The organism is Chryseobacterium sp. Y16C (genome assembly GCF_022488405.1).
GTDB classification, from domain to species: domain Bacteria; phylum Bacteroidota; class Bacteroidia; order Flavobacteriales; family Weeksellaceae; genus Chryseobacterium; species Chryseobacterium geocarposphaerae.
Genome location: NZ_CP092711.1, coordinates 1,892,540 through 1,909,441 on the forward strand (window position 1 = coordinate 1,892,540; position 16,902 = coordinate 1,909,441).

Here is a 16,902-nt window from a genome sequence, read left to right on the forward strand (position 1 = left end):
ACACAAACAATATGACTTTTTTTTCAATAAAAAAGAGTCTGTTGCTTTGCTTTATGCTATTTTGCTGTAATGCAATCGCACAGATTCCGGATTCTATACAAACCGAAACGAAAGAAGATAATGTGAAATATCCTATTCTCCAGATCAAAGGTCTTTTTCAGGCAAGATATCTCGTCGGAATGTCTAAAGATGTTGATGTCAACGGTCTTCATCATTCCGATGAATCCGGAGTCAGCAATAATTTCATGGTAAAATATATGAGGGTTCAGGTTCGTGCACAAATCAGCAAACGTACAGAGGTTGTTGCCCTCGCCAATTTAGCCGATTTTAAAAACGATCCGAAAGGCAGGGTTCTTGAAAATGCCTACTTAAAATACACCTTCAATCCTAAATTAGCTTTTACTGTGGGACAATTCAGGCCCTGGTTTGGAATTGAAGAAACCTATCCTATTGATATTATCAAATCTTTGGACTGGTCAAATCAGTACACCGAATTCGGAAAATTGGGCTGGACAAGCTTCCAGATCGGACTTTCTGCAACCGGGCAGTTACAATTAGGACAAATCCCATTTCAATATGCAGTTTCTGTAGTTAATGGAAATGGGAAAAACCAAGTCAATGACAATGATAACGGAAAACAATATTCAACGCGGTTAGTTTTTGGTTTAGCTAAAAAATATAATTTAAATCTTGGTTTAAACGGTGGTATTGGTGAGGTTTTAAGTAAAAAAGTCTATGCCGTAGGAATTGATTTGAGTTCACTTGTTCAGTTTGATCCTAAATGGAGTTTAGATATGCAGCTTGAAGCCAAACAGGCAACCAATCATCCTTTATATTTTGCGGCAGATCCTGAAACAAGACCATCAAATCCCGATGCCTACCTGATTCGTGGAGCCTATTTTCTTCCAAATTTACGGTATGAAATCAACCATAGAAATCTGAGTGCTTTCGAATTATCTTGTCGTTATGAATATTTAGACACTAATTTCCGGCTAAATTCTAATCCGAGACAGACCATCACACCAATGTTCGGCTTAGAATTCTTGAAAAATTACGGGGCGAGAATACAGCTTGGAATGCAGTTCGACCGCTACAAATATCAGATAGAAAACACCTCTCAATACAATAACAATCTATTCATTGTTCAGGTACAAAGTAGATTTTAAACATTAAACTGACTATTATGAAAGAAATCAATATTAAAGCTATCGCAATTACATTTGCCATCGCTCTTATCATATGGTTTATTCCTGCTCCGGAAGGTGTTGCAGAAAACGCATGGCATTTATTCGCTATTTTTGCAGCCACCATTTTAGGAATCATTTTAAAAGCCGCTCCCATGGGAACCATGTGTATGATGGCTATAGGATTTACAGCCTTAACGCAGGTTGTAGCTCCGGGAGACGCAGGAAAATCAATTACAAAAGCACTTTCAGGGTTTGGAGATAAGGTAATCTGGCTGATCGGAATTTCATTTTTCATCGCAAGAGGATTTATCAAAACAGGTCTGGGTAACAGAATAGCTTTCCTGTTCATCAGAATTTTTGGAAGAAGTTCATTAGGTTTAGCCTACGGATTAGGTTTGGCAGACGTATGTTTAGCTCCTGCCATTCCTAGTAATACGGCAAGGGGTGGTGGAATTATTTATCCGATCATGAAATCTATGGCTATCAGCTTTGATTCTGTACCTGATAAACCCGAAACACATAGAAAACTGGGATCATATCTAACATTAAATAGTTATTATATGAACCTCATCTCCTCATCTATGTTTCTGACAGGAACAGCAAGTAATCCAATGTGCCAAAAATTTGCAGCAGGTTTCGGAATAGATATCACCTGGATGTCTTGGGCCGCAGCAGGTTTTGTACCTGGATTGGTAGCTTTCTTTGTAGTACCGTTAGTATTATACAAATTATATCCGCCTGAATTGAAGAAGACAGGGGATGCTCCCAAAATGGCAGCTCAGAAATTAAAAGAAATGGGGCCAATTTCCAAAAATGAGTGGCTCATGTTATTAGCATTCTTCATTTTACTGGTACTTTGGATCTTTGGCGGAACATTATCAATTGATGCAACCACAACGGCTTTCATAGGTTTAACCTTACTGTTATTAACCTCTGTTCTGACCTGGGAAGATGTAAAATCCGAAAAAGGAGCTTGGGATACAATTGTTTGGTTTGCCGTTTTGGTAATGATGGCAAGTTCATTGAATGAGCTAGGATTTATAGGCTGGTTCAGTGATTTAATTAAAGCTAAAATCGGTCATATGACCTGGACTGTGGCTTTTCCCGTTATTATTCTCGTTTATTTTTTCAGTCACTATATTTTTGCCAGTGCTACAGCCCATGTTGCAGCAATGTATGCCGCTTTATTGGGAGTTGGTGTTGCTGTAGGAATCCCACCGATGCTATTGGCCATGATGCTCGGATTTTTAGGTTCTATCTATGGAGTATTGACCCATTATGGACACGGTCCTGCTCCTGTATTTTTCGGAAGTGGATATGTTGACCTGAAAGCATGGTGGCTTCGAGGTCTGGAAATAGGGATTGTTTTACTCGTTATCTACATGGTAGTGGGTGGACTTTGGATGAAAGTATTAGGCTATTATTAATTTTAAAATAAAAAATATGCTATCAACATTGTCAAGAAAAATGTGGATGTGTTTTACAGGTCTTTTTCTGAGTTTCTTTCTGTTGATTCATTTTTTAGGAAATCTTCAGCTTTTTTTGCCACAGCAACAGGCTCACCTTCAGTTTAATGCCTATTCACATTTTCTATCAGGAAATATTATGATCAAAATAGTTTCCTATATTCTGTATTTAAGTATTATTATTCATGCCTTGGATGGATTAATCCTTACTTTGATAAACAGAAAATCAGGAGGAAGTTATCAGTCCTATCATCGTGGAAGAGCCAGTAAATGGTATTCAAGAAATATGGGAATCTTAGGAACTCTGATTTTAATTTTCCTTGTCATTCATTTTCAGAATTTCTGGTATGTCTACAAATTCGGGAATCCCCCATTGGACGAAAACGGGAACAAAGATCTTTATATTTTGGTGGTAGCTGTCTTTAAAGAATGGTGGTATGTGGTTATTTACATCATTTCAATGATTGCTTTATGCTATCATTTAATTCACGGGATTCACAGTGCAGTCCGAACCTTGGGCTTATTTCACCCGAAATTTGTAAAATGGTTTAAAACTATTGGAATAGCTTATTCTGTCATTATCAGCACCGGATTTGCTTTGATGCCGATTTATGTATTCTTCACTTACCGTTAAATTGAAAAATCATGATTTTAAATTCAAAAATACCGGAAGGTCCTTTAGAAAAAAAATGGGACAATTATAAAAAAACGGCCAAACTCGTTAATCCAGCCAACCGAAAAAAACTTGATGTAATTGTTGTCGGCACCGGATTAGCCGGAAGTTCAATTGCTGCATCATTGGGCGAAATGGGATATAATGTAAAATCCTTCTGCTTTCAGGACAGTCCGAGAAGAGCACATTCTGTAGCCGCTCAAGGTGGTGTAAATGCTGCCAAAAATTATAAAAATGACGGCGACAGTGTGTATCGAATGTTTGCAGACACCTTAAAAGGCGGAGATTTCAGAGCCCGTGAAGCCAATGTATACCGAATGGCTGAATGTTCCTTAAACCTCATCGACCAGGCAGTTGCACAAGGCGTTCCTTTTGGCAGAGAATACGGAGGCTATCTGAATAACCGTTCTTTCGGAGGGGTCCAGGTAAGCCGGACTTTCTATGCGAGAGGGCAAACCGGACAGCAATTGCTTTTGGGAGCCTATCAGGCGTTGATGCGGCAAGTAGGTAAAAAAAGTATTCAACTGTTCTCAAGACATGAAATGCTGGATTTAGTTACAATAGACGGAAAAGCAAGGGGAATTATTGTCAGAAATTTAGATACAGGGGAAATTGAAAGACATTCTGCACACGCTGTTGTTTTGGCAACGGGTGGCTACGGAAAAATTTATTATTTATCAACATTAGCGATGGGATGTAACGGTTCCGCCATCTGGAGAGCTCATAAAAAAGGAGCCTTAATGGCTTCTCCCAGCTGGATCCAGGTGCATCCTACTTCCCTGCCACAATCCGGAGATTATCAGTCAAAACTAACCTTAATGTCGGAATCTTTACGGAATGACGGCAGAATCTGGGTTCCGTTAAAAGAAAATGAAACCCGAAATCCTAATGATATTCCTGAAGACGAAAGAGATTATTATCTGGAAAGACGATATCCTGCTTTTGGAAATTTGGCGCCCAGAGATATTTCGTCAAGAGCTGCCAAAGAAAGAATAGATGCAGGCTTCGGAATCGGCCCTTTAAAAAATGCGGTATATCTTGATTTTTCTAAGGCTATTAAAGAACAGGGAAAAGAAAAGATTAAGGAAAAATATGGTAATTTATTTGATATGTATCTTAAAATCACCGGATATGATGCCTATAAAGAACCCATGATGATTTCGCCTTCCGCACACTTTTCGATGGGTGGACTCTGGGTTGATTATGAATTAATGACCACCATTCCCGGGTTGTTTGCTTTAGGAGAAGCTAATTTCGCAGACCACGGAGCTAACCGACTGGGTGCAAATTCTCTGCTTCAGGCGTCTGTTGACGGATATTTTATTGCACCTTATACCATTGCCAATTATTTGTCCAATGAAATCCACACCGGAAAAATTTCTACGGATGATATTGAATTTGAAAAAACGGAAAATCATGTGAAACAGCAAATCGAAAGTTTTATCAATATTAACGGAACAAAAACAGTTGATTATTTTCACAAAACACTCGGAAAACTACTTTATGATTATTGTGGATTAGCCCGAAATGAGCAAGGATTAAAGTTTGCTATTGAAGAGATCCGAAAACTGAAGCAGGAATTTTATAAAGATGTAAAAGTTTCAGGGAAGGGAAATTCAATGAATACCGAACTAGAAAAAGCAGGCCGCGTTGCGGATTATTTTGAAATTGGTGAATTGATGTGTTATGATGCTTTAACCCGTAATGAATCCTGTGGAGCCCACTTCCGTGAAGAATATCAAACACAGGATGGAGAAGCTTTGAGAAATGATGCAGAGTTTCAATTTATTTCTGCATGGAACTGGACGGGTGAAAATAATGAACCCGAGCTCATCAAAGAACCTTTGATTTTTGAAGAAATACAGCCAACCGTAAGAAGCTATAAATAAATTTTTATCTATTAACCTAAAAACGCAAGATTATGGATTTACATCTGAAAATATGGAGACAGGAAGACCATCAAAGCAAAGGAAAACTGGTAAATTATGATTTGACAGGTTTAAATCCTCATATGTCTTTCCTTGAAATGCTGGATACGCTGAATGAAAAACTCATCATTGAAGGTGAAGAACCCGTAGAATTTGATCACGACTGTCGTGAAGGAATCTGCGGACAATGCGGAATGATGATTAACGGATTGGCTCATGGACCTTTGGAACACACCACAACATGCCAGCTTCATTTGCGTTCTTTTCAGGATGGAGAAACTATTGTAATTGAACCTTTCCGGGCAGCAGCTTTTCCTGTAAAAAAAGATTTAAAAGTTGACCGTTCTGCTTTTGACAGGATTATTTCTTCAGGCGGTTTTGTTTCAATAAATACCGGACAAGCTCCCGATGCTACAGCAATTGCGGTTACTCATCAAACCGCTGAAGAAGCCTTTGATTCAGCAGCATGCATTGGTTGCGGAGCATGTGTTGCAACATGTAAAAATGGAAGCGCTGCTTTATTTACCTCAGCAAAAATTACCCATATGGTACTTTTGCCACAAGGCAAAGAAGAACGAAGCGAGCGTGTTCTCAATATGGTAAAACAAATGGACTCTGAACATTTCGGCCACTGTTCCAATACTGAAGCCTGCGAAGTAGAATGTCCACAGGGAATTTCCGTGCTGAATATTGCAAGAATGAATTATGAATATAGCAGAGCCTTGTTTTTCAATAAAAAATAAACTCCCAAGAAAAACCCTCTGTATTCCAGAGGGTTCCATAAAACTGAATTGTAGAATAATAAGAATTATTTTCTTATTATAATCTTATATGATTTTTCAAACTTAGAAGCTTTTACGGTTAAAATATAAATTCCTTCCAGTAAACTATAGTTTTGATAGCTAATCATTACCCTGCTTCCATTTCTTGAAACATTTTTGCTTAAATCAGCAACCATTCTACCGCCGGAATTAAACAGATAAGCGCTCACATTTCCGCCTTCTGCATTTTCAAAACTCAGGTTAATATCCCCCCTTGTCGGATTAGGATATACTTTGGAATCTTCATTTGTAACAACATTAGGTTTATCCAATGAGGCTCCGCCTTCTGCAGAATTTCTTGCCAATGAGCTTGTAGGAGAAGAGGTACAAGGACAGCCTAATATTCCTAAATTTACGGTTCCATTATCATAATTGTTGTTAATTGCATCAACTATTGAATTCATCTGATCCGGAGAATAACTTGATGCTACTCCGCCCAAAACATTATTAGCTTCTGCTAATACCTGACTAACAGTCCAGCCTGTAAATGTTCCAGAAATTACAATAAGATCGCCTAACCATGTTGATGAAGGTGAGAATGAAGGGTTTACCTGATCAAATCTAAGAGTAAGGGTTAATGCAACAACCTGTCCTGCCAACACATTTTTGTAACCGCTTCCTGGATTTACAAGTGTTCCTGCATTTAATGCTCTGGCTGTAGTTCCGCTTGGTAAGAAGTCGTCTACAGCTTTTGCAGTGGTAAGTTTAAGGAATCTGCTTCCCGCACCAATTGTTAAACCGGAAGGGAATGCTGACGCAAAGTTTAAGTCGCGATATGTACCCCAATTGTTTCCGGATGCTTTTGCACCCCATCCTCCTTGTGTAACGGTGGTAAAGCCATTACAAGTAAGCATTTTCACTTCAAATGATTGAGAAATTGTACAACCATTAGCATCGGTTACTGTCACAGAGAAATTACCTACCGGTAAGTTTACTGTTTGAGTCATAGCACCGTTAGACCATAAATAGGAATAAGCAGGAGTACCTCCCGTTACATTAGCACTTACTGCGGCAGTTCCACCTACACAGGTAACATCTCCTTTATTAATAATTAATCCTAAAGATTCCGGTTGGGTAATAGTTATTGATGCATTGGCTGAACATGAATTCTGATCTGTAACACTTACGGAATAAGTACCGGCAGAAACCTGAATACTTTGAGTAGTTTCCCCATTAGACCATAAATAACTGTAACTACCTGTTCCTCCGCTTGCATTAGCAGTTAATGTAGACATACCTCCATGACATAAAATCGGAGTGCTGCCAATATTAACAGCCAACTGTTCAGGTTCAGAAACTGTGACGGAAACAGAAGAGCTACATGAGTTTGCATCAGTCACGCTAACTGAATAAGTACCTGCAGAAGCCTGAATACTTTGAGTAGTTGCTCCATTAGACCATAAATAAGTATAAGTTCCGGTTCCTCCACTTGCATTTGCCGTTAATGTAGACATGCCTCCATGACATAAAATCGGAGTACTGTCAATATTAACAGCCAATTGTTCCGGTTCAGAAACTGTAACAGATGCTGAAGAGCTGCAGGAATTTATGTCAGTAACACTTACAGAATAGGCACCCGCTACAGCCTGTATGCTTTGAGTAGTCGCTCCATTAGACCATAAATAGCTGTAACTACCGGTTCCTCCACTTGCATTTGCCGTTAATGTAGACATACCGCCATGACATAAAATCGGGGTACTTCCAATATTAACAGTCAGTTGTTCCGGTTCGGAAACTGTAATAGACGCTGAAGAATTACATAAATTTGCATCAGTTACATCTACTGAATAAACACCTGTACCTGCCTGTATGCTTTGAGTAGTTGCTCCATTAGACCATAAATACGTATAGCTTCCGGTACCTCCGCTTACATTTGCCGTTAATGTAGACATGCCTCCATGACATAAAATCGGAGTATTTCCAATGTTTACTGTTAACAGAGAAGGCTCTCCTATAACAATTGAAGCAGTATCCGTACAGTTTCCTTCAGTGATTGTATAAGTATAAGTTCCCGCACCTACAACAAAATCGCCAACTCCCTGTACATTTGAACCTCCTCCTGTTGCTGTTACATGTACTGTAGTTGTTCCACCATGACATTTGATCGGATCATAGGAAACATGAATTTTTAAAGAACAGCAAGACAGATATCCCAGATCGACATTTCCTTCGTCAAAATTCTGATTAATAGCAGTTGCTGTTTCATTAAACTGTGATGCTGTATATTGAGATGTTCCGCATCCTCCCATAAAGTTATTAGCCAAAACTAAGAACTGAGAAACTGTCATTCCCTGAAAAGTTCCTGAAGTAAAAACAAAATCGCCTAAATTGGCAGCTGCAGAAGAAAATCCTTCGTCATAATTATCAAAACCTACCGCAAGCATTACCGCAGCCAATTGACCGGCCAATACATTGTTATATCCTGATCCGGGATTCACATAGGTATTATTTAAAGGAGAAGCTGATCCTCCTGAAGGAAGGAAATCTGTAACAGCCTGTGGAGAGGTCAAGGAAAGAGTGTTTCCAACCGAACAACCAACTACAAGTCCGTTAGGAAACGCACTATTAAAGTTGGTATAAAGATAGCTCACATTAGGATTGGAAGTATTTGATGCCCCCCAACCCCCAATGGTTAATGTTTTTCCCTGACAGTTTTGTGCAGAAACAGGGTTGGCAATATATGTGAGCAATACCATGAAAATAAGAATTTTACATGTATGTTGAATGAGTTTAATTGTTTTCATTGAATTAAGATTTAAATTCGAACCGAATAAATAGTAGAAGGAATTTTTTACAGAAATTATCTGTAATTCCATAACGGTTTTACCAAATCAATGAACATTCGTATGTTATTGATTTAGCTAATGAAAAGTCGCATGACATTATAGTCACATTTTATAAAATCTCTGAAAAAGTCATTAAAAATGCCTGCTTAAATAGTAAGTTTTCATTGTCTTAATCATATAAAAATTCACAACGAAACAGAGTATAGAAAAGTAAATCTTCTACAGTGGTTACTATAATTTCAACTTCTCATTGAATCAACAAGGCAACGAATCATGTTCATTGAATCATCAAATAAGAGTCAGGTAAAATTATAGTTGAATCTTACGAAATCTAAAAAGATTTATTCCAATAAAAAGTGGTTAAAGAATTGATTTTTCATTGGCTTTAGTTGTTTAGTTTAGACAAATGTATGACAAAAAAACATACAAGAGTTTAAAAAAATAACATTTTTTACTTTTAAAATAAAAAATATCCATAAAAATACCACCAATAAAGGATTTATTAAAATTAAAAACAAAATAACTCAAATAAAAAAAATTAGAGTTATTATTAAAAAACATGGAAAAACCAATACTTATAAAATGTAAAAAGCACCAATAACTCTAATTTTTTCGTTTAAAGTTATTGGTGCTCTTATCACTAAAAAATGATTATTTATGCTTAAAAAAATTTAGACTTCCTTATCAAAATATAACATATAATATTTTCCTTTTTCATCTTCACCTGTAGCGATCTTCTGGCGATCTCCATGAATATAAATATGGAAGTTTTTATCCAGTTTAATGATACTTTTGAAATGTCTTTGTGTTTTTTTCACCGCAGCTTCACTGATGGGGAATTCTTCCGCAATATTAATCTGCATATCCTGCTCATAATCAGTTTTAAAATTATTAAAACTTTCAATTACATGCTCATCTCCCAATACTTCATTGGCAAATTCATCCAGTTTGAATTCTTCTTTTTCTTTAAAAAAGTTAATCGATTTATTTAAAAAGTCGGCCTGATCTGCTTTGGAAACTTCAAATTCCTGGGGTAATTGTTTTGTGATATAGTCTTTGTATACCATTAAAGCTTCCTGTGTATGAAAATATTCATCGTCACGCTGCTTTACTTTTAAAAAATCTTCGAACCAATAGTACATATCCCCGTTTTTGTTGTTATCAACTACAGAAAGTACATATCCGGTTTCCTTATCATTATTGTAAATGAGAGCTGCTTTATCAATTTTCGATAAACCGATTCCCATATCTTTTTCAATTTCAAAGCCTTCTTCCTGAGGTGATATTTTCAGAAAAGATTCTCTTTTTTCGGTTTTAAAAATACCGATTTTGTCTACTTTTTCACCATTTTCTCTTTCATCTTCAAAATAAGCCACAAATAGTTCTCCTCCTTGAACTCTTGGGTTTTCCGCGGCTTCAAAAAGGTGCTTTGCGATGTTTTCAGATTCCCAAAGAAATTTCGCTTTATCATCAAAAATTTCAGATACCGCACTATAAACAGGATTGTTTACCAAATAGGAATCACTATAGAAATGGAAAGTCTCTTCAGATTTGAACGAACCCAAAAAGTAATTCTCCAGCAATTCTGACATTCCTTCATCCAGCTGCAGCTCTTCCTGAGAAAGCATTAAAGATTCTCCATTGATTTTATTTCCGACTCTGTGTACTACGATTTTTGAAAACATTTTCGATTTTTATGGATTGCAAAGATATTAATTATCTCAGATACTCCACAGTTTTTCATTTTTGGAAACCTTATCATTCAGATATCTTAAAAAAATTAATATCATAATTTATAAGTGATTTTCTGTCAGATTTTTTTTGGAACAATTTTACACTTCTGCCATATTTGCTTTCATCACATTTTTAACCGGTTATATTACAAAAACAAGGAAACAAGAAAGCTTAAAGCCGAATTAAATCAACAATTTATAGAGCGCGAACAATAATCAAAAAACTTAGAAACTGTTATAGACAGGGAGATTGAGATCTTTTTCATTCCAAGTATTATCGTGATTATAAAAAATAGTTAATTATTTATTCTGTCTTTATCTTGGTATGCTTTTCGCTGCAATACTGATACTTGAAAAATATAAATTATGGTGAACGTGAACATGCAAGCTATTAATCAAAAAACAGCTATGGAGTATTTAAAATTTTTCTATCCCCCTCTTCGAAACGAAATCACGCAATTATCTTTACAGGATAATTTTGCCGGGGTCATTCAGGCAACGATTAATTATTTAAAAAGGCTTTTACAGGAATCTAAGGTCAACATCATTGCCCATCACATCAAGCTTATGGATATGATTTATAAAAACGGTGATTCTTATGTAAAAAGCATCATAGAAAATATTTTTGTAAGATCGTTTGAAAGCTTTAAAAAGCACGGGAAAATCCAGCACTGGAAACTTCTTTATCAGAATATGCCCGTGAGCTTTCAGATCATCTACAATGAACAGAGAAAACAGGATAAGATATTTTTTGGTAAATAATAGTTAATATAAGATTTTCGGCGGCACCAAAGGTGCCGCCGAAAATCTTATTAATTCTTTTTGGTAAAAGCCGTTTCTATAGTTTGGAGTTCGCTTTTATTCATTTTTGAAGATTTCTCCAGTTTTGCAGTAAATGTGGCCACCTCTTCTGCTGTGGATGGGCAGCCCAGATTATCTCCTTTCTGATCAAAAGAATCGGTAAGAACTTCCCCTTTAGGGTTCAAAACCAGCCAGAATGGAAGCCCCGCATTTTCCCCGTTGTATTTATTCATCAGTTCCTGACCTCCGGGATTTTCAAGTTTTTTCTTTTCTCCCATTTCCTGCACATCTACATAGGCTGTAACGAATTTTTTTTCAAAAATAGGTTTGGTTTCCGGAAGGTTCATATTCTTTTCCATCACATGACACCACTTGCACCATGAGGCATGGAACACCAGAAGTACGTTTTTATTCTTTGATTTTGCTTCACTAATTGCCTTATTTAATATGACATCAGCTTTTTCCTGTGCGAAATTTAATTGAAAAAGGAATAACCCCAGTATTATAAGTATTCTAGAAAACTTCATATAATTTTGTTTTTGATTTAAAGTGATACGAATGTAAGATTTTTATTCTCAAAATAAAGCAACTATATATAATTTTACACCATTGTCATTTTGACGCAGCAAGAATCTCATGATAGCTTAAATTCTTCATTTCACTTCGCTACATTCAGAATGACATAGTCATAATAATTACGATAGCAAGATTAATGTAAAATTGTAATAATTATTCAAAATAAAATTCCCCTCGCTCTCGCTCGGGGAATTCAACAAAAACTAGATAAAGGATATTTTTAAGGATTCTGTTCATATCCTGCCACCTGAATTTGGGATAAAGGGATCTGATACAGATAATCATTGGTTGTAATGGTATAATTATAATTAAGATCTGCTGCGGCCTGATTGATAACACTCACTGCAATATTCCATCGTACCAGATCATGCCAGTACACTCCTTCTCCTGCAAACTCAACCCTTCTTTCTTTGCGGAGTGCGGTCGTAAAATCCGAACTTGACATCGAAGTAGGAAGTGCTGGAAGACCGGCTCTCTGGCGAATTCTGTTTAAATAAGGAACTGCTCCACTGGTATTCCCTTCATAATTTAAAACTTCTGCATACATTAAAAGAACATCTGCATAACGGATAATCGGGAAATTAATAGGCCAGTCGTAACGGTTGGTGATAACAAGACCTCCTTCACGGAATTTCACAAAATAATTGGCATAATCCACCTGTCCGTTTTGTGCGATAAACTGAGTTTTAACCGTTACTGCTTTTCTCACATCTCCGGCTTCATAAGCATTAAGTAAAGATTGAGAAACTCCCAATTCACTGGAACTGTATAAACTTCCTTGTGCATTATATAAAGGATCGGCAGTCCCAAATGTCGGTGAAACATAACTCGGCAAATAGGATCCCTGTGAAAGGCCACCACTGATATGCTGAATTTCAAAAATATGGTATTTATTATCATTAGTGCTTTTAAACAAGTCCGCATAATTGGGTGCAAAAGTTACATACTGTCCTTCCCCCTGAATTACAGCGGATAAATGCTCCTTTGCTTTTGCCAGATAAGAACTGTTATTAAGAGGATAACCGTATCCTGTAAGATACATTCTGCCCAACATCGCATGAGCCGCCGATTTGGTGATCCTGCCTTTATTTTTTGAATCATACGTGTTTTTTAAACCACCTATGGAGGCTTCAATTTCTGAAGTGATAAAGCTATAAAGAGTACTTAGATCCGTTCTTGGGATAGAAGCCGCCTCCGACGGACTTACCGGATGATCTACCAACGGAACTTTTCCGAAATTACGCATAAGCTCAAAATAAGCATATGCTCTTAAAAAACGGGTTTCAGAGCGATATTGTTCTTTTGTGGCAGGATCCGCAAAGGGAACTGCATCAATTCTTGCTAAAATATTATTTGCGTAAGAAATAAGCTGATAAGCATCTTCCCAAAGAATTTCCACTTCCTCTGTTGAAGAAGTATCCTGAAAACGGTTGATGGCATAATAGTCCCTGTTCCCGTTTTGTGAAATTGCGTTAAAATTATTCGAACGAACTTCCGATGCCAGTAAATAAAAGTTAACATCGAATCCTCCTCTGGACGAGGAATTAATCATTGCAGAATACACTCCTGACAGTGCTTGTTGGATCTGAAGCTCCGTAGTGTAAAAAGAGGTTTGGGTAATATTATTCTCGGGTTCCAACATCAGATCTTTTTCACAGCCCATCATTCCCAATAGAAATGCTCCCAAGACTAATGTTTTTCCAAAGGTTCTTATTTTTTTATTGTAAGTTAATTTCATTTTCAAATTTTTAGAAGTTAAAGTTTAAGCCCATCATATAGACTTTTGCATTGGGATATGCTCCGTAATCAGTTCCGTCCGACTGTACGGATTCAGGGTTGTAACCGCCATAATAATGATCTTTTCTCCAAACATTTTCCAGGCTGACATAAACTCTCAGACTAGAAATTTTGAGCCTGTTCACCAGATCTTTTGGAAAATTATATCCTAATGTTACATTCTTAAGCTGGATATAAGTGGCATCATAAAGCCATCTTGTATCTAATAAACTTCCCGTAGTTCCATCTAATCTGGGAGTTTTCCCATCTCCCGGATCAGCATCGGAACGCCAGCGGTTCGTCCAGTTTCCCATTACGTTTGTCGTTGTACCCATTCCCGTGCGATCGATTGCACGACCTAGCAAAGCATAGCTATAACCACCTTTTTGTCCCTGAAAGAATACGGAAAGGTCAAAGTTTTTATACGAAAAAGTATTGGTAAAGCCCCAATAATAATCAGGAGTCGGTCCTCCGATAATATGACGGTCATCTTCGTTGATCACCCCGTCTCCATTGAAGTCTTTGTATTTAACGTCCCCGGCAATCGCACCACTTGTTTTAGCAACATTCGGGTTATTGATGTCTGCTGTAGAAAGTACTCCTATCGCTTCATAAAGATAGAATGCATTCAGCTCCTGACCGACCTGTATGATATTTGTACTATTGCTGAAACCTGTATAAATAGGCGTGTTATCGCTGCCTAACTGTAAAACTTTATTCTTATTGAAAGCAATATTGACAGAAGTATTCCATCTGAATTCCCCGATTAAGTTTTTTGTATTTAATTCTAATTCCAATCCTTTATTTTGAACTGAACCTACATTACTCCACATGGTAGTATAACCGGTTACAGCTGCTACAGGCTGTTCCAAAAGCAGATCTTTAGTTTTTTTGATATAATAATCTGCCGTAAAATCAATTCTGTTAAATAAACCTAATTCAAGACCAAAGTCAGAGGATTGCGTTTTTTCCCAGGTTAAATTGCGGTTTTCAATGGTGTTGGGAATTAAGCCATTAGACAAATTTCCTCCGAATGAATAATTTCCGCCTCCTAATGTTCCGAAAGCCCTGTAATCTCCAATGGAATTATTTCCGTTCTCTCCCCAACTGTATCTTAACTTAAGATTATTAAGCCAACTTACATCTTTTAAGAAATCTTCCTTATCTACTTTCCACCCTGCCCCAAATGCCGGAAATATTCCCCAAAGGTTATCCCATCCGAATCTGGAAGAACCATCTCTACGAATACTTGCCAACAACATATATTTCTTTTTATAATCATAGTTTACACGTCCGAACATTGAAATCAGCATCCATTCTGACGCCGTATATTCCGAATTAAGTACAGATGCGGATTGTGTAAAATTGAAGGTTTTTAAATCGTCATTCGGGAAACCTTTGTTCCGGTTGTACTGGGTCGTAGTCCTGTAATTTTCGGCGCTGTACCCTGCAATAGCTGCAATACTGTGGTCTCCAAAAGTCTTTTTATAATTTAATAAGGCTTCTCCCAAATATCTGTTGTAATTTACCGTTCTACGACTCGCAATACTCACCTGTCCCGGAGTATTGGTGATTAAATCAAAAGTTGGCGTGTAACCGTTATTCAGATTAAAGTTATTGGTAGCTCCTCCTGAAATTTTAATATTTAAATCCGGTAAAATATCGTAGGAAACATATAAACTTGATAATAAGCGGAACTCATTGGTATTATTGGTTGTATTTTCCATCACTCCAATCGGGCTTTGAGTAGAACCAGCCCATCTGTATCTTGTATTTTTCCAGAAATTGGTGTATAAACCTGCACCCAATTCCGCTACAGGAACCATGGAAAGCATTTTGTGAGCTAAATTATCTTTTCCGTCAACGGTTGCTCCATAACTTTTTGAATAACTCGGACGAAATGAAATTCCCGCCTTCCATTTATCCGAAATATTAAGATCAATAACAGCGCTTAAATTGAACCTTTTAAAGCCTGTATTAATTGCCAAACCTTCCTGATCAAAATAGGCACCCGAAATGAGATACTTCACATTTTTATTCCCTCCCCTTGCCGACAACTGATAACTTTGAACGGATGCTGGCCGATAAAATACATCCTGCCAGTCAATATTAGCCACTTGATTGGTTCCCCATCTAGGATCAATCATGTAATTGATATTCGCTAAATTATAATCTGTTGTATTGGCGAGATTAAAATAGTTCGCCCTCACTGCATAGCTATCAGATGCAGAATTACCCGGAGCGAGCGCTTCCCATTTTTTATTAATTGCTTCTGTCGCATAATCAATCCATTCCGAACTTGTCATGATATCCAGCTTTTTTTCGATAGTCTGAATTCCATAATACTGTGAAAAGCTGAAGGCAGGCTTTCCGGATGCCCCTTTTTTGGTGGTTACAATCACAATTCCATTGGATCCTCTAGATCCATACATGGCAGTAGAGGCGGCATCTTTCAAAACTTCAATCGATTGCACATCATCGGGAGAAACATTGGCCATATCGTCGACAACCATCCCGTCAACTACATAAAGAGGAGAATTACTTGCCGAGATTGAAGCGGAACCTCGAACTCTTATTTCTAAAGGTTCTCCTGGTTTTCCCGTAGTAGACCGGGTTTTAACCCCGGCAATCTGCCCCGTTAATGCCTGATCTACTCTTGCAATAGGACGGTCCTTGAAGGTTTCAGCATTTACTCTACCTACAGAACCTGTGACTTCACCCTTTTTCTGCGTACCATAAGCAATAACAACAACTTCCTCGATATCTTTAGTTTTATTCGTTTTTGCACTATCCTTAGCGGTGCCGGTAGTTTGTTTTTCCTGTCCGAAGATAAAAGCAGTGGTACTTAGTAAAATACCTAAAGTAACTATGGATTTCTTCATTCTATGATTCGTGATTATTAATTATTGATTTATCCGTGAAATCAAAACATTAAGAAAACTTAATCTGAAAAAGACATGATATTTCTCATGTTTTAATTTCATAAAAGTATACTTCTCATGAATTTCTGCTATCCTGTAGTAACCTGTGAATTTCTCTTACTAGAGAAATGTCTGAATAAAAAAGTGAATTGAGTATTTCTTTTAATAAAAAATAGCCTCCAGCGGAGACTATTCATAATACAATATAAGTATTTTTGATACCTATAAAGTCAA

11 protein-coding genes are annotated in these 16,902 nt (G+C 37.1%); 6 read left to right on the top strand and 5 right to left on the bottom strand.

The features are described from left to right. Positions 1-11 precede the first annotated feature (11 nt). Genes MKS83_RS08380 through MKS83_RS08400 form a run of 5 tightly spaced genes read left to right on the top strand, consistent with a single transcriptional unit; the run spans position 12 to position 5,997 of the window. Positions 12-1,166, top strand: coding sequence for a porin (locus tag MKS83_RS08380; RefSeq protein WP_240582780.1), 1,155 nt, complete (start codon positions 12-14; stop codon positions 1,164-1,166). A 17-nt stretch (positions 1,167-1,183) separates the two neighbouring features. Continuing rightward, on the top strand, positions 1,184-2,614 hold the full coding sequence (locus MKS83_RS08385) for an anion permease (RefSeq protein ID WP_240582781.1): 1,431 nt from the start codon (positions 1,184-1,186) through the stop codon (positions 2,612-2,614). A gap of 16 nt (positions 2,615-2,630) precedes the next feature. Then, on the top strand, positions 2,631-3,287 hold the full coding sequence (locus MKS83_RS08390; RefSeq protein ID WP_240582782.1) for a succinate dehydrogenase cytochrome b subunit: 657 nt from the start codon (positions 2,631-2,633) through the stop codon (positions 3,285-3,287). Between the two features lie 11 nt (positions 3,288-3,298). Next, positions 3,299-5,215, top strand: coding sequence for a fumarate reductase/succinate dehydrogenase flavoprotein subunit (locus MKS83_RS08395; RefSeq protein WP_240582783.1), 1,917 nt, complete (start codon positions 3,299-3,301; stop codon positions 5,213-5,215). A gap of 32 nt (positions 5,216-5,247) precedes the next feature. Continuing rightward, positions 5,248-5,997 carry a succinate dehydrogenase/fumarate reductase iron-sulfur subunit gene (locus MKS83_RS08400; RefSeq protein ID WP_240582784.1) on the top strand — a complete coding sequence of 250 codons (750 nt, stop codon included), beginning with the start codon at positions 5,248-5,250 and terminating at the stop codon, positions 5,995-5,997. Positions 5,998-6,062: 65 nt separating this feature from the next. Here MKS83_RS08400 and MKS83_RS08405 read toward each other — a convergent pair whose 3' ends face one another. Next, on the bottom strand, positions 6,063-8,819 hold the full coding sequence (locus MKS83_RS08405) for a T9SS type A sorting domain-containing protein (protein ID WP_240582785.1): 2,757 nt from the start codon (positions 8,817-8,819) through the stop codon (positions 6,063-6,065). Positions 8,820-9,532: 713 nt separating this feature from the next. Further along, positions 9,533-10,546 carry a nucleoid-associated protein gene (locus MKS83_RS08410; protein WP_240582786.1) on the bottom strand — a complete coding sequence of 338 codons (1,014 nt, stop codon included), beginning with the start codon at positions 10,544-10,546 and terminating at the stop codon, positions 9,533-9,535. A 456-nt stretch (positions 10,547-11,002) separates the two neighbouring features. Here MKS83_RS08410 and MKS83_RS08415 point away from each other — a divergent pair, with 456 nt between their 5' ends. Further along, the gene (locus tag MKS83_RS08415) at positions 11,003-11,356 is read left to right on the top strand and encodes a hypothetical protein (RefSeq protein ID WP_228424289.1); all 354 of its coding nucleotides are present in this window, start codon (positions 11,003-11,005) and stop codon (positions 11,354-11,356) included. 50 nt (positions 11,357-11,406) lie between these two features. Here MKS83_RS08415 and MKS83_RS08420 read toward each other — a convergent pair whose 3' ends face one another. The 3 genes from MKS83_RS08420 to MKS83_RS08430 form a co-directional block, all read right to left on the bottom strand. Beyond that, the gene (locus tag MKS83_RS08420) at positions 11,407-11,922 is read right to left on the bottom strand and encodes a thioredoxin family protein (RefSeq protein WP_240582787.1); all 516 of its coding nucleotides are present in this window, start codon (positions 11,920-11,922) and stop codon (positions 11,407-11,409) included. 269 nt (positions 11,923-12,191) lie between these two features. Beyond that, the gene (locus tag MKS83_RS08425; RefSeq protein WP_240582788.1) at positions 12,192-13,709 is read right to left on the bottom strand and encodes a RagB/SusD family nutrient uptake outer membrane protein; all 1,518 of its coding nucleotides are present in this window, start codon (positions 13,707-13,709) and stop codon (positions 12,192-12,194) included. 10 nt (positions 13,710-13,719) lie between these two features. Continuing rightward, positions 13,720-16,629 carry a SusC/RagA family TonB-linked outer membrane protein gene (locus MKS83_RS08430; protein ID WP_240582789.1) on the bottom strand — a complete coding sequence of 970 codons (2,910 nt, stop codon included), beginning with the start codon at positions 16,627-16,629 and terminating at the stop codon, positions 13,720-13,722. Positions 16,630-16,902: the final 273 nt, after the last annotated feature.